Genomic DNA, 23,225 nt, shown 5'->3' with positions numbered 1-23,225 from the left:
GTGTCTTCTTCCGCGCCCTGCGCGAAGACTTCGCTCCTTCGCGATCACCCGAGCCGCACAACCTCGCCATCCTGCGCCGCCCCGTACAGCCGCTCGACCTCGGACGCGCGCCGCACCAGCACCGCGCGCTGGTTGATGTAGCCCTTGTCCGTGATCTCGCCGGCATCGATGTCCGGCGGCGTGGCCAGCACCAGCGCGCACACCGGGCATCGCGAGGAGCCCGCGCCCTCGTCGCGCAGGGCGCGCATCGTGCGAAGCAGCGCTGCCGCCAGTTCCTCACGTGGGCGCTGCGCGGCCTGTGCGCTCGGGAAGACCAGCATCCCGACCGCCTCTCTGTCGTGGCCGGTGATCACCACGTCCTGCACCAGCGGCGCCAGGCGCGACACCAGCTGCACGCGCAGCGTGCCGACCGAGACCCAGGTGCCGCTCGTGAGCTTGAAGTCCTCGGCCACGCGGCCATTGAAGATCACGCCGCATTCGGGCCGCTTCGCGTCCGCCAGGTAGCCGGCGTCGCCGATGCGGTAGTAGCCCTCTTCGTCGAAGGCCTCCGCGGTTTCGCGTGGCGCGTTGCGATAGCCGGGGAAGACCGACACGCCCTTGACGCGCATTTCCAGCTTGTCGCCGTTGGGCACGAACTTCAGCTCCAGGCCCGGCAGCGGCGCGCCGATGCAGCCGGCGCCGTCGAGCTTCCAGTGCGCGGAGGTGACGGCCGGCGAGGTCTCGGTCGCGCCCCAGGAGGTCGTGAGCCACAGCGGCGCATCCGGCCGCGCACGCTTCGCCACCGCCTCCAGCCGTTGCCAGGTCGAGGGCGCCAGCGCCGCGGCGGCGTAGAAGCACAGGCGCAGGCGCGACAGCACGTCGGCAGCCAGCGCTTCATCGGCCTCGAGGAAAGGCAGCAGCATGTCGAAGCCGCGCGGCACGTTGAACAGCAGCGTGGGCCGCACCTCGCGCAGGTTGCGCACCGTCTTCTCGATCAGCCCCGGCGCCGGCCGCCCCTCGTCGATGTAGAGCGCGCCGCCGTGGCTGAGCACGACGTTGAAGTTGTGGTTCGCGCCGAAGGTGTGGCTCCAGGGCAGCCAGTCCACCAGCACCGGCGGCTCCTGGTCCAGGAAGCGCCAGGTCTGCGAAATCATCTGCTGGTTGGCGCACAGCATGCGGTGCGTGTTGATCACCACCTTGGGCTTTCCGGTCGAGCCGGAGGTGAGCAGGTACTTGGCGTGGGTGTCGGGCAGGATGGCCTCGAAGGCCTGCATGACGGCCGGCGTTTCTTCGGCCTCCAGCAGCCGTGCGAAGGCGAGCGCATCCGGGTGAGCCTCGGCGTTGCGGCTGAAGACGGTGACCGCATCGACGCCGCAGCCGACCAGCGCCTTGCCGTAGACGGCGGCGTCCGATGCGTAGATCAGCGCCGGCTCCAGCGCCTGCAGCATGCCGTGCAGCCGCGACGGGTCCTTGGCCAGCCGCGAGTAGGCGCTGGAGAGCGAGCAGGCGGTGCGGCCGATGTGCATGGCGGCCAGCATCAGCACCGCGTGGTCGATCGCGTTGTCCGAGAGGATCACCACCGGCTTGTCCGCGGGCACGCCAAGGTCCAGCAGGCCCTGCGCCACCGCACCCACCGCGCGGCGCAGCGCGCGGTAGTCCAGCCTGCGCCAGCCTTCGCCGCGCTCGTCGCGCTCGGCCAGCGCCAGCGCATCGGGCGTCTCGCTCGCCCAGCGCTCCAGCCATTCGCCGATGCAGCGCGCATAGGGCTTGAGCGCTGCGGGCGAGCGCAGGGCGAAGGAGCCGTCATCGAAATCGATGCGGACCGTGCGCGGCGGCGCGAGCTGGCGGGGGTCGTCGAAGAAGCCGGTGGTCATGTTCTCGTCTCCGAAGCGAAGTGGCCGCCGCCGGGCCGATCCGAGGCGGGCTGCGCCGCCCTTGCGCCGGGTCGCGTTGCAAGCGCGGCGCTCGTGTCAGGCCGGGGGGCTGTCATGTTTCGAGTGTGCCGGACGCGGACTTGGCGCGGATCAGGTTCAACAGCAGGGCATCGCGCGCTCGCTCGAGTTCGCGCTCATGGCGATCGCCGAGCGCCGCGGCGACCCCCTCGGCGACCTGCTGCTTGAGCTCGGCCGTCATGAGGGGCGAACCCAGGTCCTTCCACCAGTCCTCGATCGGCCCGCCCAGATGCGCCAGCACATGCGCGATGCCGCCGGCGCCGCCCGACAGATGCAGGTTCATGAAGGGCCCCATCACCGCCCAGCGCAGGCCGGGGCCCTGCGAGATCGCGGTGTCGATGTCGGCCACCGAGGCGACGCCCTGTTCGACCAGGTGGAAGGCCTCGCGCCACAGCGCGGCCTGCAGCCGGTTGGCGATGTGGCCCTTGACCTCGCGCTTCACGTGGATCGGCCGCTTGCCGATGGCGGCGTAGAAGGCCATGGCGCGCTCGACCGCCTCCGCCGAGGTGCGCTCGCCGCCGATCACTTCGACCAGCGGAATCAGGTGCGGCGGATTGAAGGGATGGCCCAGCACCACGCGCTCCGGATGCGCGCAGCCCGACTGCATGCCGCTGACCGTCAGCCCCGAGGAGCTGGAAGCCAGGATCGCGTGCAGCGGCGCAGCCGCATCCATGCGGCGGAACAGGTCGATCTTGAAGTCCAGGCGCTCGGGACCGTTCTCCTGCACGAAGTCCGCCTCGCGCAGCGCGTCTTCCAGCGCTGCATGAAAGCGCAGCCGGTCCGCCGAGGCGCCCTCGGCCAGCCCGAAGCGCTCCAGCGTCGGCCAGTGCTGCGCCACGGCCTCGCGCAGCCGCGCCTCGGCGCCTGGCGACGGGTCGGTGGCTTCGACATCCAGCCCCTGCGCGAGGAACCAGGCGGCCCAGCTGGCGCCGATCACGCCGGTGCCGACCACTGCGACGCGGGCGATCGCCGTGTTCACGTGTGCCATTCCTCAGGACTCGGCCGTGAAGCCGACCTTCTTGACCAGCGGGCCCCAGCGTTCGAACTCGACGCGCTGCGAGCGCGCCATCTCCTCGACGGTGGAGCCCTGCGCGATCAGCCCGACCACCGCCAGGCTGTCCAGCACCGACTTGTCCTTGATCGCGGCGTTGATGGCCGCATTGGCGGCACTGATGACCGAGGCCGGCGTCCTGGCCGGCGCATAGAAGCCGAACCACTCCTCCGTCGTCAGTTCCCCGAAGCCTTGCTCGGCCAGGGTCGGGACCTCGGGCGAGAAGGGCGAGCGCGTCTTGCCGGAGGTGGCCAGCAGGCGCAGCTTGCCGGCCTTGTGATTGGCGATGAAGTCGCCGCTCGGCGTGACCATCGCGGCGATCTGGCCGCCCACCACGTCGGTCACCCCGGGGATGGAGCCGCGGTACGGCACGTGCTTGAGCTCCACGCCGTTGTTGATGCCCAGCAGGGCGCCGATGAAGTGCGGCGTGGAGCCGGCCGCCGGCGAGCCGTAGCTGGCCTGGTCGGGGTTGGCCTTGGCCCAGGCCAGGAAGTCCCTGACGTTCTTCACGCTGGCCGGCACCAGCGGCCCGACCGCCAGGCCGTGGTGCATCACCGCCGCGATCGATACCGGCGTGATGTCCCTGACCGGGTCGTAGCTGAGCTTGCTGTAGATGTGCGGGTAGATCGAGGTGCAGGAGAAGGGCGACAACGCCAGCACGCTGCCGTCGGCCGGCGCGCCCTTGAGCACTTCCAGCGCGATGCGTCCGCCCGCGCCGGGCTTGTTCTCCACGACGCCCGCGTTGCGGGTGTAGGCCGAGCCGGCCAGCTTCTCGCCGACGCGGCGCGCCACGCTGTCGCCCGCACTGCCGGCCGGGAACCCGTAGTAGATCTTGATCTGTTCGAGCGGCTGAGCCAGCGCGGCCAGGGGCGCGAGCGTGCCGAGGGCGGCAGCGGCGCCCAGGGTGTGGACGAAGTGGCGGCGGGTGTTCATGGCTTGTCGTCTCCTTGTGAAATTCGGATGCGGGTACCGGGCGCAGAGGACGCGGCTCAGCGCGGCGCAAACTCGGGTCGCGGCAGTCCCGTGCGCGGCAGCCCCATCATGTCGCGCGCTTCGGCCGGCGTGGCCGGTTCCAGGTCCATCTCGCGGATGACGCGCACGATGCGTTCGGTCAGCTGCAGATTCGTCGCGAGCTCGCCGTGGCGGTAATAGAGGTTGTCCTCGAGCCCGACGCGCGCATGGCCGCCCAGCAGCAGCGCGCTGATGTTGGCCTCCAGCTGCGAGGGCCCGATGCCGCTGACGCAGAAGATCGCGCCCTCGGGCAGCGTGTCCACCATCATCTGCAGGTGGCGCGGCGAGAACGGCATCGCGTTCTGGAAGTTGCGATGCACGTTCATCACCAGGTTGATGAAGTAGGGCGCTTCGTCCAGGCCTTCATGGATCAGCGTGGTCGTGTCCTGCAGGATGTGCGTGGGGCTGAACACCTCCCACTCGGGCTTGATGCCGCGCGCCTTCATGCCGGCGGCGAGCTCGCGGCCCTTGCCGAGCGGCGTGTCCATCAGGATCTCGCGGCCTTCGAAGCTGAGGTTGAGCGTGGTGGCGTCCAGCGTGCACATCTCGGCGCCCGCCTCCATGCCCTTGACGCGCTCCTCGAAGGCGATCTCCCACCGCCCGCCGGGCAGCGGCTTGACCATGTCGCCGTGCACGCCGCCGCCGGTGGAGTTGTTGATCACGATGTCGCAGCCGGCGTCGCGGATGCGCTGGTTGATCTCGCGGTACACCGCCGCGTCGCAGGTCGCGCCATCGTCCGGGCGCCGCGCATGGATCGCGGCGACGCTGGCGCCGGCCTTCCAGCAGGCCACCACGTCGGCGGCGATCTCCGCCGGCTGGGTGGGGAGGTGGGGGTTCTGCGACTTGTGCGCCATGCCGCCGGTGGGGGCAATGGTCACGATCACCTTGCGCTTGGACATCGGGTGGGTCTCCTTGGATGAGCGCGCTATTATTTTTGCCCGCCGGCGGTCCCACAGTCATTGCGACGACATTTGGAGTCAGGGTTTACACGGCGCAGGAGCCTCATGCACCCCAAGCCGAGCCGGCCCCCGGCGGCACCTCTTTCCATTCCCGAGCTGCTGCAGCACTCGGTCTGGTTTCCCGCGCTGGATGCACAGGCCCAGGCGCGCGTGCTGGACGAGATGCGCGAGCAGCCCGTGGCCGCCGGCTGCGCGCTGTGCCGCCGGGGCGAGACGCCGCTGCACTGGTACGGCACGCTCGAAGGGCTGCTCAAGTGGTCCATCACCGCCGCCGACGGCCGCTCGGTGACGCTGGGCGGCCTTTCGGTCGGGAGCTGGTTCGGCGAGGGCACGCTGCTGCGGGCGCTGCCGCGTTCCGCCGACATCATCGCGCTGCGCGACAGCCGGGTCGCGCGGCTGCCGCTGGAGACCTTCGAGTGGCTGCACCAGACGCAGCTGAGCTTCAATCATTTCCTGCTGCGCCAGCTCAACGAGCGCTTGCACTGGTTCATGGGCAACTACGCGGCGCACCGGCTGCTCGACGCCGACAGCCAGGTCGCGCGTGCGCTGGCAGGGCTGTTTCATCCCTGGCTGCATCCCGGCAGCGACGCGCACCTGCAGACATCGCAGGAAGAGATCGCCAACCTGTCGGGCCTGTCCCGGCAGCGCTGCAACGCGGCGCTCAACCGGCTGCGCGAGGCGGGGTTGCTGCGCATCGAGTACGGCGGGATCACCGTGGTCGACGTGGAAGGCCTGCGGCGCTTCGTCGAGTAGCGCCGGCGGCGCGTTCGCGGCCTTCAGTGCTGCTGCTGCTGCGTCTTGTGCAAGGGCTCGGCGCCGGGGCTCTGGGGCTGTTCTTCTTCCACGGGCGGGCCAGCGTCCGGGCGGATGCGGGGCGCGGCGTTTTTTTCTTCCTCCTCCTCGTCGAGCCCGTGCGGGTGCTCGTCGCGCCACCGTTCATGGTGCGGGCCCCCGCGTGCCGGTCGACCGTCGGAACGGCTGGGGACATCGTGTCTGGGCATGATCGAGCTCCTGAAAAGGCGACTGCCCTCGAAGCTAGCCAGTGCCTGACGTGTCGCTGTCGGGCCGGTGCCGCAGTCGCCGTGGGAGAACTCGCACGTGGTGGCCAGGCTGCGCCGGTGGACCAGCGCACGCGGCGTCAGAACTTGTGCGCCAGATGCGGCGGCCCTTCCTCGTCGCCCGTGCTTTCGTCGTCCACCGAAGCAAGCCTGAGTCGCGCGGCTTCGTGCCGCACCTTCAGTTCCGCATAGCGCTCGCGCTGCGCCGGCCGCGACGGCGTTTGCTGCATGCAGGCGATGAAGAAGCGCGACTCCTCGGCATTCATGCCGAGCAGCACTTCCTGGCCGCGCCCATCGATGGCCAGGGCGCTGCGCGCTTGCAGCTCGGTGCGTTGCGCTTCGGGCATTTCGAGCAGGTTCATCTTCGGCTCCTCGGGCAGTAACGCAGTCTGCCACCACGCGTTCGGCAATGCGACCGAGTCGCCGCGCCGCCGAGCGGGTCGCGGCGTGGCGGTGCCGCTTCAGCGCCGGTGGTAGCTGGGCGCCAGCTCGTACACAGGCGTCGCCAGCCCCTCCATCCGCGCCTTGAGCTGCAGCGCCAGGAATTGCGAGTAGTGGCGCGACTGGTGCAGGTTGCCGCCGTGGAACCACAGGTTCGGGACCTGCGTCGGCTTCCACATGTTGCGCAGCTCGCCTTCCCAGGGGCCGGGGTCCTTGGGGGTGTCGGAGCCCAGCCCCCAGCACTTGCCCACCCGGTCGGCGATCTCGGGCGAAATCAGGTCGGCCAGCCAGCCGTTCATCGAGCCGTAGCCGGTGGCATAGACCAGCAGGTCGGCCGGCAGCTCGCTGCCGTCGCTCAGCGTCACCGAGCGTTCGTTGACGCGCTCGATGTTCACGCCGCTCTTCAGCTTGATGCTGCCGTTGGCCACCAGCTCCGAGGCGCCCACGTCGATGTAGTAGCCCGAGCCCCGGCGCAGGTACTTCATGAACAGGCCCGAGCCGTCGGCGCCGAAGTCGAGCATGAAGCCGGCCTTCTCGAGCCGGTTGTAAAGATCGGCATCGCGCCGCTTCATTTCCTCGTACACCGGGATCTGCAAGGCATGCATGATCTTGTAGGGCACCGAGGCGAAGATGAGGTCGGCCTTGTGGTGGTCGATGCCGTTCTTCACGGCCTGTTCCGAATACAGCCCGCCCAGCGCCAGCTCCATCAGCGAATCCGAAGGCGCGATGTGGGTGGACGAGCGCTGGATCATGGTGACGTCGGCGCCGTGCTCCCACAGCGCCGCGCAGATGTCATGCGCCGAGTTGTTGGAGCCCAGCACCACGCACTTCTTCCCCCGATAGGCCTCGGGCCCGGGATGCTGGCTCGAATGGTGCTGCTCGCCCTCGAAGTTCTCGGCACCCGCAATCTCCGGCACGTTGGGGTAGCCGGAGACGCCGAGCGCGAACACCAGCTGCTTCGGGCGCAGCACGATCTCTTCGCCCTCGCGCTCGACCGTCACTTCCCATCGCTGCGTCGTCTCGTCGAAGCGCGCCTTCTTCGCGGTGGTCGAGCTCCAGTAGTTGAGCTCCATCACCCGCGTGTACATCTCCAGCCAGTCGGCGATCTTGTCCTTGGGCGAGAACACCGGCCAGTCGTCCGGGAAGGGCAGGTAAGGCAGGTGGTCGTACCACACCGGATCGTGCAGGCACAGCGACTTGTAGCGCCGCCGCCAGGAGTCGCCGGCGCGCGCATTGCGCTCGACGATGATGGTCGGCACGCCCAGCCGGCGCAGCCGCGCGCCGAGTGCGATGCCGCCCTGGCCGCCGCCGATGATCACGACCTCGGGCTGCACCGTGCGGCCCAGCGCCTGCGCTTCCTCCTGCCGCTGTTCGAGCCAGCTCTTGCGATCGCGGCGCACGCCGTGCTCGGTGCCCTTGGCGCGCTTCTCGCCGGTCTTCTCCTCGAAGCCCTTGAGCTCGGTCATGGTGGTGAGCAGGGTCCAGCATCGGCCCTCGCGCAGCCGCAGGTGGCCGCGCCCGCGCGCCACGCGCGTCTCGAAGCGGAACCACGCATCGACCACGCCATCGGCTTCTGTGGCTTCGCCCTCGATCGCGAAGTTCGAGGGCTGCGTATCCGCCAGCCGCGCCTCCAGCATCGCGCGGATCGCCGCCGGCCCTTCCTGCGTGCGGATGTTCCAGGTGAAGGCGACCAGGTCGCGCCAATAGCTCTCGGGCGCGAAGAGGGCGACGGCGGCATCGACGTCCCGGCGCGCCAGCGCAGCGGCGAAATCGGCCAGCCAGGCTGAGGCGGCGCGGGTCGGATCGGGGGTGGGATCGGTCATGCGTATCTCCGTAAGTGAGGAAGAAGGGGCCATGAGCGTCGAGGCGCGAGCCCGCGTCCGCGCACGCCGCGTTCGGGACGGGTGCACGCTGCCGGCGCCTCGCCATGCCGCGGTGCGGGCAGCACAGCCGGACATCTTTGGCGGGCGATCCATCCCGCGGCCAGAGGTAAAACCCGGTGCGTCGCCGCCGGGCGGCACCTCGAACGACACGCCGGCGCGATGCGGATGGCTTCACGTCGCGCAGCCGCCTGCCTACGGCTCAGGCCACGCCGTGCGCCTGCAGCAGCGCCTCCCTGAAGGCCAGCGCCGCGCGCGAGGGCGCCGGCGAGCGCCGCATCACGCACACGAAGCCGCAGTCGTAGCGGAACAGCTGCTTGCGCACCGGTCGCATGCGTTCCTGGTCCTCGAAGATGCGCCCGTAGTGGTCGGGCAAGAAGCCCAGGAAGCGCCCCGAGAGGATCAGCGTCGCGATGGCTTCCTGGTCCAGCCCGGTCGCGGCGCGCTTCAACCCGGCGCGGTGGCTGGCTTCCATGTTGGGCGAGTGGTAGCCCAGCCCGGCGAAGCGATGCGCGCGCAGGCCCTTCCAGTCGAGCCCGGTGTTGCGGCCTTCGAACAGCGGATGGCCGGCGCCGCAGTACAGCAGCATGGTCTCGTCGAAGAGCAGGTCGTAGGCCAGGCTCTCCGAGCGCCGGTGCGCCGGGATGATGCCCACGTGCAGGCTGCCGTCGATCAGCTGGCGTTCGATCGCGTTGATGGTGCCGATCTGGATCTGCAGCGCCACCTCCGGCGCGCGCTCCACGAAGGCGGCAATGGCCTCGCCGATGCGCGCCTTGGGATTGGTGGCGGTCTTGTCGAACAGTCCGATCTCCAGCTGCCCGCCCATGCGCTGGTGGATGTCGTCCACGCCGCTGCGGAAGGCGTCGACCGCGCTCAGCAGGCGCATCGTCTCCTCGTAGATGCGCTGCCCTTCGACCGTCAGCGCGAAGCCGGCGCGCCCGCGCCGGCACAGGGTCAAGCCCAATCGCGTCTCCAGGTCCTTGATCTGCCGGCTGATGGTGGAAGTGCCCACGTTGAGCTCCAGCTCGGCCGCCGCCATGCCGCCGCAGTCGGCCACGGCCTTGAAGACCTTGAGCATGCGCAGGTCCGATTCGCCAAGCTGGCCCAGGCGGGAAGGGGCGGACGAAGAGGGCGCCTTTACTTTCATCAGATGGCAAGTGAACGTGGATATTCCGGCATTGGCCGAAGTATCAGCCCTCCCCAGAATGGATGCCACCTCCCAACACGCCGGCGCTCACGCGCCCCCACTGCCATGAGCGCTCTCGCCGCCGACACCCCCGCCCATCTCCCCTCGGTCCGCACCGATGCCGCCTGGCTGGATGCGCACTGGATGCCCTTCACCGCCAACCGCCAGTTCAAGGCCGACCCGCGCCTGATCGTCGAGGCCCAGGGCCTGTACTTCACCGACAGCGATGGCCGCAAGATCTTCGACGGCCTGTCGGGCCTGTGGTGCTCGGGCCTGGGCCACGGACGGCCGGAGATCACCGAGGCGGTCAGCCGCCAGATCGCGAAGCTGGACTATTCGCCGGCCTTCCAGTTCGGCCATCCGCTGTCCTTCGAGCTCGCCAACCGGCTGCGCGAGCTCACGCCCGAGGGCCTGGACTACGTGTTCTTCACCGGCTCCGGCTCCGAGGCCGCCGACACCTCGCTCAAGATGGCCCGCGCCTACTGGCGTGCCAAGGGCCAGGGCGGCAAGACCCGCCTGATCGGCCGCGAGAAGGGCTACCACGGCGTCAACTTCGGCGGCATCTCGGTGGGCGGCATGGTGGCCAACCGCAAGACCTTCGGCCAGGCCGTGGAGGCGGACCATCTGCCGCACACGCAGCTGGCGGCCAATGCCTTTTCGCGCGGCGAGCCGGCGCAGGGCGCCGAGCTGGCCGACCGGCTGCTCGACCTGATCGCGCTGCACGACGCGAGCAACATCGCCGCGGTGATCGTCGAGCCCTTCTCGGGCTCCGCCGGCGTGGTGATTCCGCCGAAGGGCTACCTGAAGCGCTTGCGCGAGATCTGCACCGCGAACCACATCCTGCTGATCTTCGACGAGGTCATCACCGGCTTCGGCCGCGCGGCCGCGATGACCGGGGCCGAGGCTTTCGGCGTCACGCCGGACATCATGAACGTGGCCAAGCAGGTCACCAACGGCACCCAGCCGCTGGGCGCCGTGATCGCGAGCAAGGAGATCTACGACACCTTCATGGCGGCCGGCGGCCCCGACTACATGCTCGAGTTCCCGCACGGCTACACCTACTCGGCCCATCCGGTGGCCTGCGCCGCGGGCGTCGCGGCGCTGGACGTGCTGGTGAAGGAAGACATGGTCGGCCGCGTGCAGGCGCTGGCGCCGCACTTCGAGGCCGCGGTGCACAGCCTCAAGGGCAGCAAGCACGTGGCGGACATCCGCAACTACGGCCTGGCCGCGGGGCTGACGATCGCCTCGATGCCCGGCGAGCCGGCGCGCCGGCCTTACGAAATCGCGATGGCTTGCTGGAAGAAGGGCTTCTACGTCCGCTACGGCGGCGACACCCTCCAGCTCGCGCCACCCTTCGTCGCGGAGAAGGCCGATGTCGAGCGGCTGGTCAGCGCGCTCGGGGATGCGCTGGCCGAGACGGCCTGAGGTCGACGATCGGGCCGCGGGCATTCGACGGGCGTGCTGCATGCCCTGTGCCCAGGCGTGTCCGATCTTCGCCAGGAACTCGGACGGCATCCGGATCAGCGGTGCTGCCAGGTGAGGCGCTCCTGGGGGGCATGAGCAAGGCGACGGGCCGGCCGGTCGGGGTCGGGGTCGCAAGCCATAGCTGACAACCCGTCACCCACCCGGCCGCGCCAGCCTGTCGAACACCGTGCGACGGCCATCACCCTGCGCGCGGCGCTCCGTCGCTGTACCATGGCCGCGCCATGGCTTGCCCCGCCTGTGGATACGACGCCGACAGCGAGTTCGCCTTCTGCCCGAAGTGCGGGACGCGGCTCGCGGCCGCCCCGCCGCCACCCCCCGAGCCCGAATCCGACCGCCGCATGGTCACGGTCATGTTCGCGGACCTGTCGGGCTTCACCGCGCTCGCCGAGACGCTCGACCCCGAAGACCTGCGCGCGCTGCAGACCGAGCTCTTCGAGCAAATGGCCTCCACCATCCGCCGCTTCGACGGCTTCGTCGAGAAATTCGTCGGCGATGCCGTGATGGCCGTGTTCGGCGCGCCCGTGGCCCACGAGGAGGACCCGGAGCGCGCGCTGAGGGCCGCCCTGCTGCTGCACCGGCGGGCCGGCGAGCTGGGCGAGCGCTGGCAGGCGCGCACCGGCCGGCCGCTGTCCCTGCACATCGGCATCCACACCGGCCCGGTGGTCGCAGGCCACCTGGGCTCGGAGACCAATGCCGCCTATGCCGTCACCGGCGAAACCGTGAACGCCGCCTCCCGCCTCCAGAGCGCGGCAGGCGCCGGCCAGACCGTGGTCAGCCATGCGACCTGGCTGCTCACGCAGCATGCCTTCGGCTTCGAGCCCCTGGGCGAACTCTCGCTCAAGGGCATGGCCCAGCCGATGGCTGCCTACCGGCTGGAGGCGGCGCTGAACGACCCCCAGTCCACGCGCGGCCTGCAGGCGCACGGCCTGACCAGCGCGATGGTCGGCCGCGAAGCAGCGCTCGAGGCGCTGGAGCAGGCCTTCGAGCAGATGCGCGCCGGGCAGGGCCGGCTGCTGCGCATCGTCGCCGAGGCGGGCAGCGGCAAGACCCGGCTGCTCACCGAATTCCTGGAGCAGCTTCGGGCGCAAGGCCGGCTGGAAGATGTGGTCGTGCGCCGCGCCGCCTGCTCCCCCCTCGGCGAGCGCGCCTATGGCGTGCCGGCAGCGCTGCTGCGCGACGCCTGGGGCCTGGAAGCGCGCGAGCCGGACGAGGCGGCGCGCCAGAAGGTCGCCGCGGCCCTCGCCGGCCTCGGCGTGCACGAAGCCGAAATGCAGGCGCTCGCCGCCTGCCTCGGCCATGTGCTGGGCCTCGAAGACGAAGATGCGCACACCCGCTACCTCGACCCGGAGCAGCTGAAGCAGCAGATCTTCTTCGCCGTCCATGCCGTGGTCGAGCGCCGCCTGCAGCAAAACCCCGTGATCATGATCGTGGAGGACCTGCACTGGACCGATGCCGCCTCGCTGGAGCTGCTGCGCTTCCTGCTGGAGCGGCTGCACGATCGTCCTTTCATGCTGATGGTGACGCAGCGCCCCGCGCCGGCCCTGGAAACCTGGGCTCAGGGCGCGGGCGCGCAGACCCTGCTGCGGCTCGAACCGCTGTCGGCACGCTGCAGCGACGCTTTGCTCGATGGCCTGTTCGGCCCGCGCGTCCTGCCCGGCGCCCTGCGACAGCGCATCGTCGAGCATGCCGGCGGCAACCCGCTCTTCCTCGAAGAGATGGCGCGCGGACTCATTGCCGACGGGCTGCTGACGCGGCGCGGGGAGCGATGGGTCTACAACCCCAACGTCAGCGTCGTCCAGGTGCCGCAAACCATCCACGGCTTGCTGCTCGGCCGCATCGATCGGCTGCCCACGCCCGTTCGCGCCGTCCTGCGCGAGGCCGCCGTGATCGGGCCCGAGTTCGACGAGGGCCTGCTGCGCGGCGTTGCCAGCGCGCCGGCGTCGGTGCCGCAGGCGCTGGACAGCCTGGTCGATGCCGGCATGCTGGCCGCCATGCCGGCGGAGGACGGCTGCCGCGAGTTCCGCTTTCGCCAGGGCCTGCTCCAGGAAGTCGCCTACCAGAGCCTGCTGTTGCGCCGGCGCACCGAGCTGCACACGCGCATCGGCGAAGCGCTGGAGAAGCAGTGCGGCGGCGTGCCCCGGCGGCTGGAGGAACTGCAGGCCCTGGCCCATCACTTCCGCCTGGGCGTCGACAAGGCGCGCGGCGCACGCTACCTGGTCGCCGCCGGCGACTGGGCGCGCGGGACCTACGCCAACGACGACGCCATCCGCGACTATGCGCAGGCGCTGGACATCCTCGCCGCCGCCAAGGGCAACGAGGAAGAGCGCCTGGCCGTGCGCGAGCGCCTGGCCGACGTGCTCGCCCCCGCGGGCCGGATTGCCGAGGCCACCCAGCAGCTTTCCGCCGCCCGCGAAGGCCGCTCCGCCGATGGCGACCGGGTGTCCGAAGCCCGGCTGCTCGGCAAGATCGCCGCCCTGCGCTGGGAGGCCGGCGACCGCGCCGAGGCCCAGGAATGCCTGACCACCGGCCTGGCACTCGTCGACGGCGAGGCGCCGCACATCGAGCGGGCCTGGCTCTACCAGCGCATGGGCGAACTGCGCTTCCGCAACGCCGACAACCAGGGGGCCCTGGCCTGGACCCAGCGTGCGCTCGCCCACCTGGAGGCGCTCGAGGGCCGCGAGGGCGCGGACGAGGAAGAGCGCCGCAACGCGCGCGCCGCCGCCGCGCTCGCCCTCAACACCCAGGGCGTGGCGCTCGCCCGCCTGAACCGTCTCGACGAGGCCGTCGCCCAGCTCGAGCGCAGCGTGAAGGTGGCGAGCGAGGCCGACCTGCCGCAGGCCGAATGCCGGGCGCTGTGCAACCTGGGCGTGCTCTACAGCTCCAGCCATCCGCAGCGTGCCATCGACGCCTGCGAGCGCGGCCTGGAGACCGCGCGCCGCATCGGCGACCTGGGCCTGCAGTCGCGCCTGTCGGCCAACCTCGCGGTGGCGTATTGCACCCTCACCAACCGCTGCGACGAGCGCGGGGTCGGCGCCGCCCATGACGCCATCGACATCGACCGCAGCACCGGCCAGCTGGACCACCTCGCCGTCTCGCTGGTGGTGCTGGCCCAGATCTACCAGTGCCACGGCGAGTCCGCGCGCGCCATGCGGCACTACCAGGAAGCCCTGGTCCTGGCCGAGAAGAGCGCCGAGCCTCAGTTACTCTTTCCCTGCTACGAGGGGCTTGCAACCCTGTACCTCGACGCCGATGATGGCGTGCAGGCCGAGCGCTACATGGCGCTCGCCCAGGACACCTGCCAGCGCGCCGGCCTGGACCCCGATGCGCTGGTCGTGCTTCCGTTCCTTTGCTGAACTGCAGAAGGGGGTCGTTCATCATGACCATGACAATGCATCCCGTCGCTCCCGGCGAGCCAGCGCCGAACTTCGCCCTCCCGGCGGTCGCTGGCTCCGGCATCATCTCGCTCGACGATTACCGCGGCCGCAGCCCGCTCTTCCTCTCCCTCATGCTGGGCCTCTGGTGCCCCTTCTGCCGCCGGCAGCTGGCGCAGCTCGGCACCTTCGAGGAGCGGCTCAAGGACATGGGGGTCGACAGCCTCGCCGTCGTGGCCACCGCACCCGAGAACGCGCGGCTGTACTTCAAGTTCAGGCCCACCAAAGTGCCCCTGGCCGCCGACCCCGAGCTCTCCACCCACCGCGCCTATGGCCTCCCGAAGCCGGAGCCCACGCCGGCCCTGCTGGAGGCATTGGATACGGTGCGCATCAACCCCTTCGGCGACCTGCCCGAGCCGCTGCCTGTCTCGCAGGCGGGCAAGGTGCTGCATGAGATGGATGGCTACCAGTACACCCAGGCCGACCAGGGCGACGTCGAGCGGCAATGGCCGCAGCTGAAGGGCCTCTTCATGATCGACCGCACGGGCGTCGTGCGCTGGGCCTATGTGGAGTGCGCGACCGAGGGGCTGGCGGGCCTCGGCAAGATGCCCTCGACGGAGGAGATCCTGCAGGCCGCCAGCGCTTGCGCCGCGTGACGCGCGTTGCGGCGCCGGGCGGGCGCAGGCAGCGCAGGCCGCGCAGCCAGGTGTGATGTAGGCGCCGGTGACCCCGGCGCCTACTTGCCCTTCTCGCGGATCGCCTTCCACTTTTCTTCGTACGCGTCGATCAGCTTCTGGTATTCCTTGAAGCCCCAGTCGGCGATCTCGTCCCTGCGCTCGTCGAAGTCGGGGCTGCGTTCCTCGAACTCCAGCCGCGCCTTGAGGTCTTCGAGATTGCCGCAATGCCCCATGATGACCACCCACAGCTCGCGCGGCGCGTAGAAGCCTCCGGCCAGCGTGATGATCGTGACGATCGCGCTCACGATCAGCACCACGTTCGTCGCGACCATGCTTCGATCCGAAGACACGGTCTGGAAGCCCGTGATCACCGTGATCAATGCAGAGAGCGCCGCCGCCGACATCTGGTAGCCGAAGTTCACGCGCCGGTACCACGTCGCGAGCCTGAGCCGCTTGTTGTAGGTGGCGTCGATCTGCCGGTACACGAACTCGAGCTGCGACTCCGCGTGCTCCCGCCGCGCCGTGCGGGGCGTGTGAGCGCCGGGCTCGAAGCCCGGCTCGCGCTGCTGGACGATTGCGGTGGGCTCGGCTGACATGGCGCGGTCCTTTCGCAGAGGGCTTTCGAGAGGTCAAGCGACTGCGGGATGATGCAGCAGGGGTGGGGCGGGCTCCATCGGCAAAAAGCCTAGGGTCGCTGAGCGAGTTGCAACAGGACGTGCGAAAGGGGCGAGCCGCACGTTATCGCTCACAGCCAATATATTGCACATATCGCCTTTGAGCGATAAGGTGGGATTATTGGCTTTGGCCGATAAATTCACCGCCGCTCATGGACTACGCAATTCGACTCACGGACCAGCTCAAGGCGCACCTTCGCGCCTTGCGCAAGCAAAGGGGGCTGACCCAGGCCCAGCTCGGGCAGCGCCTGGGCCTCGGCCAGGCGCGCATCGCGGAGATCGAGGCCAGGCCGGGCCTGGTGAGCGTCGACCAGCTGGTTCAGATCCTGTCCGCACTCGGCGCGACCCTCGTCCTGCGTGACCTCGCGCAGGGCGCACCGTCCTCCGCCGTTGTAGCCCAAGAGCCTGCACCCAAAACCCACGCGGCCAGCAAGCCGCCCCTCAAACGCGCCGCCACTCACACTCAGCCTGCGCCCCTCATCATCCCGCCCAAGAAGGGCTCGTGGTGAGCGCCGCCCTCGGCATCTGGATGAACGGCGAGCTCGTCGGCCATTGGCAGGTCGAGCGCGGCACCCACATCCTCACTTATGCAAGCGAATGGCTGCAGTCGGAGAAGCGCCGCTCGCTGTCGCTGTCGCTGCCCATCACCGGCGCGCGAGAGATTCGCGGCCAGGTGGTCGCCAACTACTTCGACAACCTGCTGCCGGACAACGACCGCATCCGCGAGCGCCTGCGCCGCCGCTTCGGCGCGCGCGACGCCGGCGCCTTCGCGCTGCTCCAGGCCATCGGCCGCGACTGCGTCGGCGCGGTGCAGCTGATGCCCGAGGGCACGGCACCGCAGGGATGGGACCGCGTCGACTGCGAAGCCCTGCGCGACGCGGACATCCGCGCCCTGCTGCAGGCCGTCCCCTCCGATACCCCCTTGGGCCAGTTCGCGGACGACGAGGACCTGTTCCGCATCGCCATCGCCGGCGCGCAGGAGAAGACCGCCTTCACCCGCCACCGCGGCCGCTGGTGCCGGCCGCACGGCGCCACACCCACCACCCACATCTTCAAGCTGCCGCTGGGCCTCGTCGGCGGATCGCGGCGCATCGACCTGTCCGACTCCATCGAGAACGAATGGCTGTGTGCGCAACTCCTGCGCGAGCTGGGCCTGCCCGTGGCCAACACCGAGATGGCCGAGTTCGACGGCCAGAAGGTGCTGATCGTCGAGCGCTTCGACCGTGCGTGGATGGACGGCAAGCAGTGGATCGCGCGCCTGCCGCAGGAAGACTTCTGCCAGGCCCTGGGCTGCCCGCCCGCCAGGAAGTACGAGAAGGACGGCGGCCACGGCATGGACGCCTGCCTGAAGCTGCTGGCTGGCAGCGCGGATGCGCAGACCGATCGCGCGGCATTCCTGCTGACGCAGCTGGCTTTCTGGCTCTTGGCTGCGACCGATGGGCATGCCAAGAACTACTCGATCTTTCTGGGGCAGGGGGATGTGTATGCGATGACGCCGCTGTATGACGTGATCTCGGTCTGGCCCTATGTGGGGGAGGGCGCGAATCAGTTTCGGTGGCGGAGTGCGGGGCTGGCGATGGCGATGCGCTCGAAGAATGCGCACTATGCGCTTCACACCATCCAGGCGAGGCATTGGGAGGAGCTGGCGATGAGGAACGGCGGGGTGCGGGTGTGGGAGGCGATGCAGGGGATGGTGGGGCAGGTGGAGGCGGCGATCGAGGCGGTGGAAGGGAGGCTTTCGAATTCGTTTCCGCAGGTGATTTGGAGGCGGCTGGTGGCGGGCATGCGGAAGCAGGTTCGGGTGTTTGAAAGTGGAGTGATTGGCTGAGCTTCGCCTGTCGGCGAGTCTGCAACTTGACGCCGGTCGACGCTGGCTGGGCTGCGGCGCGTGGCTACGGTTGCGTGCCTCGGAGCAGCAAGCAACCCAAGGGGGTGATCTCGCTGACGACCACGCCGATTTGTGGAACGCCGCCCAGCGGATCGAGGACGAGACGCACCACTGCGTCTACGTAGCCTGCTTGAAACAGCTTGCTGACGGCGAGCAGGTTTTCGTCGCCCGTCAAAACACAAGGGAGAGGTTCGCTGGCGATGCGACGGAGCAGGGTGTGCTCGGTGCGTTTCTCGCAGATGCGCGATCGAGGTATTTCCGAGGAGGCATTTTTCACGGGGCGATCGTCGCCAAGGGATGACGATAAGTCCACGGACTAGAGTGCTCATTTGTTGTTGCGCCTGATCACCAACGGCCGGATCGCTTTCTCACTGCAAGCTCTTCGCGCACGCTGATAGTGGTCTGTTGGCCGTTGCCGCAGTTGCAGCCCTTGAGCCCAGCCGCTTCGTCAAACGCGCGTGCAAAGAGCGGGACGATCTGCACCGGACGTATTCGAGCGCCCCTTCAAGCAGGCAGGCCATCGTTCTTCTTGGAGTTTTCACACTCAATGGCGAGCATGACTTTTCCCGCGAGTTGATTCAAGATTCGGCCTCGCCAAACGAAGCGGGGGTGTTGCCATGACGAACGACGAAGTCGAAGGCGATCGGGAAGCACTGGACCTCCTGATCAGAGGGTTCCAGGTCTCACGGATGCTGCGCCTCGTGGCCGACTTGGGTTTGGCGGACAAGATCCCCCGTGACGGCAGCCGCACCGTGAGCGAACTCGCCGCTGACTGCGCGGTGCTTGCCACGCCGCTACTGCGAGTGCTGCGCGCGCTGGCGGCCTTCGGCGTGTTCCGGCTCGACATGGACGGGAGTGTCTGGCACTCGCCGCGCTCCCTTTGGTTGCGCACCGATGCACCCAACAGCCTGCACTACGGCGCGCGGTTCTGGAGCGCACCCGGCTCATGGAAGGCCTGGGGCATGCTCGACGTCGCCTTGACCGGCGGCGTGCCGCACGAGGCGGCATGGAGCACCGGGCGCTTCCAATACCTGCGCGAGCATGCCGACGAAGCGCGCGGCTTCGACGCCTTCATGGCAAATTTTCCTGACCGGCGACACGAGGCGATCGCCGCGAGCTTCGATTTCTCGACGGCGAAGCGCATCGTCGACGTGGGCGCGGGAAACGGCGAGGCGCTGCACCACATCCTGGCGCGCTTTCCGGCGGCGCGCGGCGTGGTGTTCGACCGCGAGGACGTGGTGGCCGCCATCGCGCCGCAGGCACTGGCAGACGGGCGCATCGACTTCGAAGGTGGCAGCTTCTTCGAGCGTGTACCCGAAGGTGGGGACATCTACCTGATTGTCCGGGTCCTGCACAACTGGCCCGACACCGAGTGCGTGCAGATCCTGCGCAACTGCCGTGCGGCAATGGCGAGCGATGCTCGGCTGCTGGTGGTGGAACAGATCATCGAGCCCGATCCGGCGCGCGGCCGCCCGGCCGGCTACTTGGTCGATATGCAGATGATGGCCATGTTCGGCACCGCGCGGGAGCGCACGATTCCCGAGTTCGACGAGCTGTTCGAGCGCTCAGGCTTCACGCGCCAGCGCGTCATCGCCACCGGATCGCCGGTGTCGGTGATCGAGGCGCTGCCGCGCTGAAGAGCTGGGAGCTGACTCTGTCGCGCGCTTCCAAGATGGCCGTGGGCCCCATCGCGATAGTCGACTTCGCGCCGTCGAGTACGGTCTGCTCGGTTGCCTCTGTCACCAAAGGCGGCCGCGCAGCGGTTGCCGACCTCGGGCCTATGCTCGCGTACTACCGTAGTCGGCCACAACCGGACCTTCCTTCGAACCTTCCAATGACTGTCGAGAACACCTCAATCGTTGACGCCGTCGGGACCGACACGGAGACCGGCGAGGTTCGGCTGAGCATCATCGACCACCTGCCTTGGGACACCGAACACCTTCGCCTCCTGCAGGACAAAATCAACGTATACCTTGGCTTCATCGAATCCGGTGAAATCTATGTCTCGTACCCAAGCGCCAAGGTCGGCCGTTGGTCATCGATGTGTACACAAAGTCTCGCCCCACTGAGGACGCAGCGCGCTTCCTGGAGCGGGCCGAGGCTGTGACAGCAAACTACGGCGCATCGTTGCGTCAAGGTCCATCCACGGGCGGCTGCGCTGATGATTCCGCGTAGCGGTTCAGTGGCTACAGTCGGCCCGGAGCGGAAGTTCGTCACGACCCTTTAGTTTTCCTTCCCCACTTCCCTGCCGGCGGTCTCTCCCTTGCTACAGTCGCCCAGAACAAGATGCACGACGTAAAAGCACTCATCGCGTTGAAGAAGCCTCTGGAGGTGGTAGCCGCTCGCTTCACGTCCGCCGTCGTATGTCCACTGGTGCAGGGCCTTGCGCTGTTGCCCATCACGGACGCCTTTACCCAGGAATTGGCCGACGCTCACCCTGAGCTGGTGCATGTTTCGCCCCCACTTTTGGAAAGCATGGCACCTGGCGTTGCCGCCCTCGCTGCTCAGTTGTCAGAGGAAGGTCCTGTTGCGTTCATCTCCACTGAGTTTTTCGGTGGAACGGGGGGCCAAGACGCGCTTGTTTGGAAAGGGTCGGGAATCGTATTCGCGCTGAGCGACAACGAAGACAATATGCTGGCATGGCCCAACACGCCAATTAGCCAAGCGCTGCGCGCGATTGGCGTCCAAGCCGACGATGGGAAGGACGAGTTTGACACCGTGGGGCTCGGCACGCACAGAAGCACGAAGGGATGGGCGAACGCACACGCATCGACCTAGCTCGGCTTCCGGCCAACTCCGGACTTTCAGAACGAACGTATGAATCGCCTCATCTCGCCGGGCGCCGTTGTCCGGATGGTTGTGCTGCTGACAGCTGCGATCCTCTGCTCGTGCCGAGAAGTGTCGGTGGCCCCCAGGATTGAAAGAACCGCGAGCGGCGTCGAGGGCTTCGACTTGGTGTTCGATGACTCCGCCGCGCGAGCGGAGTTCGGGTTGTTTGACCTCGGTTACGCCGCCAAGGCCAACTACGGCTATTTCACGTATCGGGGCAAGCTTTACCGCTCCGTCGGAGGTGGAAGTGTGGTGATACGGCCAATCACGAACTCGCCAGCAAAATTTTTGGTTCGTGAAACGGCACTGTCTAAGGATGAGCGCGGATATGCAAAGTCTTCGCTGCTTCAAATTCTGGACAAGGGCACCGGAGAAGAGCTTGCACGTCGTGGCCTAGTTTCTCACGCCATCGAAGATGGCACAGGTTGGACCGGAGACCATGCAGTCAAATTTGTTCGCAAAGTTCTTAGTTCGCCGCAGGCGCCCGGCCGACCTTGGGGAGCCGCCGACTATCAGCCGGCAGTGGCCAAAGTTGAACTTGCAAAGTCCCCTGAGTCTTCACCCTATCCAGCACAGGTGACGCCGAAACGATGCCCCGAAACGCTCCGGATTGAGCGTCGGCCCCACAGCAGCACGATACGTGGGCCAAGCTTTGAGTTTCTGCCACGCAATCCCTTACAACTCGTCGCCTGCGGTTCAGAGCGGATCCTCGTCGCCTCGGGGGTTTATGCATCGGATCTGTACTTTGATCTGCTGACTTTCGATGGTGAGCACATTGCACAGGGATATGTGCGTTTGCCACTCCCGTTAGAGACTCGGTGGGCCGATATTGCAGAGGTCGATCTCGGTGGGCGAATCGTCAAGGCTACGTTGCTCATTAACGGTCGATCGGACTGGAGATCCGCCTCGTCCGCATACGCTTCAGTACATGTCAACGCGACGCAGAAGTGACAAAAGTGGATTGCCGGTCACGATGCGCTTGAGCCCATTCTTCCAGGGACGCCTGAGCGCGCAGCTAAGGTCAAGCGTTGAAGGTCTGGTATCGGATGGCTCGAAAGACTGAAACGCGCCCGATGCCGAGGCACAATCAGCCGAACCGTCAGGCCGGACCCGGCCAGAAGCAGACGAACGACAAGACACTCCAGTTCAAATAAGAACCCCATCCATGGGCCAGCCAGATCCCCTCATGACATTCACAAGAAAGGTTAGGTATGGATCAACGTAGTAATGAAGTCAGTTCTCCAGTTGCTGGCCAGTTTGCGCTCCCATTGCGCGCCACATTTGGCTTGGGAGATCGCGTACGCAAGAAATCTGGCGCCGCTTGGCAGGGTCAAGTTGTCGGTTGGTACTGCACAAAACTGACCCCTGAAGGCTATGCCGTCGAGTCCGAGTCTCACCCAGGCTCAGTACAAATCTATCCTGTGGCTGCGCTTGAACGCGTGGCCTAACCCCTCAATCGAGAGGACGTCGCCCGGCAAGCCGGGCGCCGCCTCTTATCTCGAACGTTGAACGACTGCTTCAGGGTACGGGCCAGCGCCCGCTATGGGCCCAGAACTGCCGGTCGGGCGGTTACGCTGAACGTCGGAGATCAGTTGCGGATTCAACCGGTCGATGCAACGATCTGGCTGAACATCTCAGCCGGTGTCTGGAAGTCGAGGGTCTTTCTGGGTCGCTCGTTCAACCTCCGCGCCAGGGCATTGAGCTTGGCCTGTGAGTAGGTCGAGACGTCGATGCCCTTGGGGAGGTACTGCCTCAGCAGCCCGTTCGTATTCTCGTTGGTTCCACGTTGCCACGGGTTCTGAGGGTCGCAGAAATAGACCTTGATATCTGTCGCCAAGGTGAACTGCTGGTGGCCCGCCATTTCTTTACCTCGGTCCCAGGTCAGCGATCTGTACAGCTCCTGCGGCAGCTTGCGAGCGTTCTTGACCAGCGCGTTGACGACCGTCTCCGTGTCCTTGCCGGTCACCTTCACAAGCATCACGTAGCGTGTCTGACGCTCAACCAGCGTGGCGATCTGGCTGTTGGAGCTTCCGAACAGCAAGTCGCCTTCCCAGTGACCAGGGACTGCGCGGTCTTCAACCGTGGCCGGGCGCTCGCTGATCGAAACGGCGTCGAGGATTCTTCCGTGGGCGTCTGTCTTTTGCGTGTGATGGCGCGAGCGGCGCATGCCTCGCGTTCGTCTCAGGTGCTGCAGCAGCTCCTTCTTCAAGGCCCCGCGGGCTTGAATGAACAGGCTGCGGTAGATGGTCTCGTGTGACACGTGGCAGGTCTCATCGCAAGGGTAAGTGTGTTTGAGCCACCCCGCAATCTGCTCCGGTGACCATTGCAGTCGAAGCTTCTCCGTGACGATGCGCACCAAGAACCGGTTCTCAGCCAGTTTGCAGCGCTTGGGCCGATGGGCTCGTTCCCAGGCTGCCTGGTCGGCCTGGGTCGCCCGATAGCATCCCGGACCACCATTGCGTTTGATCTCGCGACTGATGGTGGAGGGAGCTCGCCCAAGGATCACCGCGATCGCGCGAATCGAGAAGCCAGCCACCAGGGCACGCGAGATCTCCTCGCGCTCAGCCAGTGTCAATGCCACCGGGGAACGGGTTCGCTCCGGCGGCCGAATGCCGCCCGTACGGGACAGAATTCCCTGTACCGACGTGTGGGCCCGATTGAACAGCTGAGCGATCTGATGGAGCGTCCATCCCTGCCTCCATCGCTCCCACATCAGTGCCTTCTGGCTGTCTGTGTAGTAGGTTCGCGTCCGGTACGCCATCTGCAACACTCCTTCTGCCTATA

22 protein-coding genes are annotated in these 23,225 nt (G+C 67.7%); 11 read left to right on the top strand and 11 right to left on the bottom strand.

The window, feature by feature from the left end:
- Positions 1-44 precede the first annotated feature (44 nt).
- From J2739_RS01255 to J2739_RS01240, 4 genes are all read right to left on the bottom strand, one after another.
- A complete protein-coding gene (locus tag J2739_RS01255) occupies positions 45-1,853 on the bottom strand; it encodes a feruloyl-CoA synthase (protein WP_309897886.1) in 1,809 nt (602 codons plus the stop codon).
- 112 nt (positions 1,854-1,965) lie between these two features.
- Entirely contained in the window at positions 1,966-2,910 is a 945-nt protein-coding gene (locus J2739_RS01250) for a 3-hydroxyacyl-CoA dehydrogenase NAD-binding domain-containing protein (protein ID WP_405053801.1), read from the bottom strand.
- A 12-nt stretch (positions 2,911-2,922) separates the two neighbouring features.
- Positions 2,923-3,915, bottom strand: coding sequence for a Bug family tripartite tricarboxylate transporter substrate binding protein (locus tag J2739_RS01245; protein WP_309897884.1), 993 nt, complete (start codon positions 3,913-3,915; stop codon positions 2,923-2,925).
- A gap of 56 nt (positions 3,916-3,971) precedes the next feature.
- Positions 3,972-4,892 (bottom strand): beta-keto acid cleavage family enzyme, encoded by a 921-nt coding sequence (locus J2739_RS01240; protein WP_309897883.1) that lies wholly within the window; start codon positions 4,890-4,892, stop codon positions 3,972-3,974.
- Positions 4,893-4,997: 105 nt separating this feature from the next.
- Between J2739_RS01240 and J2739_RS01235 the strand changes: the two genes are divergently transcribed.
- A complete protein-coding gene (locus tag J2739_RS01235) occupies positions 4,998-5,705 on the top strand; it encodes a Crp/Fnr family transcriptional regulator (RefSeq protein WP_309897882.1) in 708 nt (235 codons plus the stop codon).
- A 23-nt stretch (positions 5,706-5,728) separates the two neighbouring features.
- On the opposite strand, the gene J2739_RS01230 is transcribed toward J2739_RS01235, so the two are convergent.
- From J2739_RS01230 to J2739_RS01215, 4 genes are all read right to left on the bottom strand, one after another.
- The gene (locus J2739_RS01230) at positions 5,729-5,953 is read right to left on the bottom strand and encodes a hypothetical protein (protein WP_309897881.1); all 225 of its coding nucleotides are present in this window, start codon (positions 5,951-5,953) and stop codon (positions 5,729-5,731) included.
- 137 nt (positions 5,954-6,090) lie between these two features.
- Positions 6,091-6,372 carry a hypothetical protein gene (locus tag J2739_RS01225; protein WP_309897880.1) on the bottom strand — a complete coding sequence of 94 codons (282 nt, stop codon included), beginning with the start codon at positions 6,370-6,372 and terminating at the stop codon, positions 6,091-6,093.
- Positions 6,373-6,471: 99 nt separating this feature from the next.
- Positions 6,472-8,274 (bottom strand): NAD(P)/FAD-dependent oxidoreductase, encoded by a 1,803-nt coding sequence (locus tag J2739_RS01220; RefSeq protein WP_309897879.1) that lies wholly within the window; start codon positions 8,272-8,274, stop codon positions 6,472-6,474.
- Between the two features lie 259 nt (positions 8,275-8,533).
- Complete coding sequence (locus J2739_RS01215) at positions 8,534-9,478, bottom strand: LysR family transcriptional regulator (RefSeq protein WP_309897878.1); 945 nt, start codon at positions 9,476-9,478, stop codon at positions 8,534-8,536.
- 105 nt (positions 9,479-9,583) lie between these two features.
- On the opposite strand from J2739_RS01215, the gene aptA reads away from it, so the two are divergent.
- The 3 genes from aptA (at position 9,584) to J2739_RS01200 (ending at position 15,029) form a co-directional block, all read left to right on the top strand.
- Positions 9,584-10,942 (top strand): omega-aminotransferase AptA, encoded by a 1,359-nt coding sequence (aptA, locus tag J2739_RS01210; RefSeq protein WP_309897877.1) that lies wholly within the window; start codon positions 9,584-9,586, stop codon positions 10,940-10,942.
- A 281-nt stretch (positions 10,943-11,223) separates the two neighbouring features.
- A complete protein-coding gene (locus J2739_RS01205; protein WP_309897876.1) occupies positions 11,224-14,355 on the top strand; it encodes an adenylate/guanylate cyclase domain-containing protein in 3,132 nt (1,043 codons plus the stop codon).
- Between the two features lie 29 nt (positions 14,356-14,384).
- Positions 14,385-15,029 carry a redoxin domain-containing protein gene (locus J2739_RS01200; protein ID WP_309897875.1) on the top strand — a complete coding sequence of 215 codons (645 nt, stop codon included), beginning with the start codon at positions 14,385-14,387 and terminating at the stop codon, positions 15,027-15,029.
- Positions 15,030-15,109: 80 nt separating this feature from the next.
- Here the strand turns inward: J2739_RS01200 and J2739_RS01195 are convergent, their stop codons facing one another.
- A complete protein-coding gene (locus J2739_RS01195; RefSeq protein ID WP_309897874.1) occupies positions 15,110-15,646 on the bottom strand; it encodes an SLATT domain-containing protein in 537 nt (178 codons plus the stop codon).
- A gap of 230 nt (positions 15,647-15,876) precedes the next feature.
- On the opposite strand from J2739_RS01195, the gene J2739_RS01190 reads away from it, so the two are divergent.
- Together J2739_RS01190 and J2739_RS01185 are read left to right on the top strand one after the other, a co-directional pair.
- Positions 15,877-16,233, top strand: coding sequence for a helix-turn-helix domain-containing protein (locus J2739_RS01190; RefSeq protein WP_309897873.1), 357 nt, complete (start codon positions 15,877-15,879; stop codon positions 16,231-16,233).
- A complete protein-coding gene (locus J2739_RS01185; protein ID WP_405053800.1) occupies positions 16,227-17,552 on the top strand; it encodes a type II toxin-antitoxin system HipA family toxin in 1,326 nt (441 codons plus the stop codon). Before J2739_RS01190 ends, J2739_RS01185 begins: the two co-directional genes overlap by 7 nt.
- Positions 17,553-17,616: 64 nt before the next feature.
- Here the strand turns inward: J2739_RS01185 and J2739_RS01180 are convergent, their stop codons facing one another.
- Positions 17,617-17,889 carry a hypothetical protein gene (locus tag J2739_RS01180; RefSeq protein ID WP_309897871.1) on the bottom strand — a complete coding sequence of 91 codons (273 nt, stop codon included), beginning with the start codon at positions 17,887-17,889 and terminating at the stop codon, positions 17,617-17,619.
- A gap of 340 nt (positions 17,890-18,229) precedes the next feature.
- On the opposite strand from J2739_RS01180, the gene J2739_RS01175 reads away from it, so the two are divergent.
- The 5 genes from J2739_RS01175 (at position 18,230) to dfrB (ending at position 21,889) form a co-directional block, all read left to right on the top strand.
- A complete protein-coding gene (locus J2739_RS01175) occupies positions 18,230-19,249 on the top strand; it encodes a methyltransferase (protein ID WP_309897870.1) in 1,020 nt (339 codons plus the stop codon).
- A 197-nt stretch (positions 19,250-19,446) separates the two neighbouring features.
- The gene (locus tag J2739_RS01170) at positions 19,447-19,719 is read left to right on the top strand and encodes a DUF6572 domain-containing protein (RefSeq protein ID WP_309897869.1); all 273 of its coding nucleotides are present in this window, start codon (positions 19,447-19,449) and stop codon (positions 19,717-19,719) included.
- 179 nt (positions 19,720-19,898) lie between these two features.
- On the top strand, positions 19,899-20,390 hold the full coding sequence (locus tag J2739_RS01165) for a hypothetical protein (RefSeq protein WP_309897868.1): 492 nt from the start codon (positions 19,899-19,901) through the stop codon (positions 20,388-20,390).
- A gap of 39 nt (positions 20,391-20,429) precedes the next feature.
- Positions 20,430-21,392, top strand: coding sequence for a hypothetical protein (locus tag J2739_RS01160; protein ID WP_309897867.1), 963 nt, complete (start codon positions 20,430-20,432; stop codon positions 21,390-21,392).
- 260 nt (positions 21,393-21,652) lie between these two features.
- Positions 21,653-21,889 carry a trimethoprim-resistant dihydrofolate reductase DfrB gene (dfrB, locus tag J2739_RS01155; RefSeq protein ID WP_309897866.1) on the top strand — a complete coding sequence of 79 codons (237 nt, stop codon included), beginning with the start codon at positions 21,653-21,655 and terminating at the stop codon, positions 21,887-21,889.
- A gap of 152 nt (positions 21,890-22,041) precedes the next feature.
- Here the strand turns inward: dfrB and J2739_RS01150 are convergent, their stop codons facing one another.
- Entirely contained in the window at positions 22,042-23,202 is a 1,161-nt protein-coding gene (locus J2739_RS01150) for an IS30 family transposase (protein WP_309897865.1), read from the bottom strand.
- Positions 23,203-23,225: the final 23 nt, after the last annotated feature.

The organism is Variovorax soli, assembly GCF_031454625.1.
Lineage (GTDB): Bacteria > Pseudomonadota > Gammaproteobacteria > Burkholderiales > Burkholderiaceae_C > Variovorax > Variovorax soli_A.
Note: the sequence above shows the minus strand (reverse complement) of the source record. Positions and strands in the feature narration are given on the sequence as shown.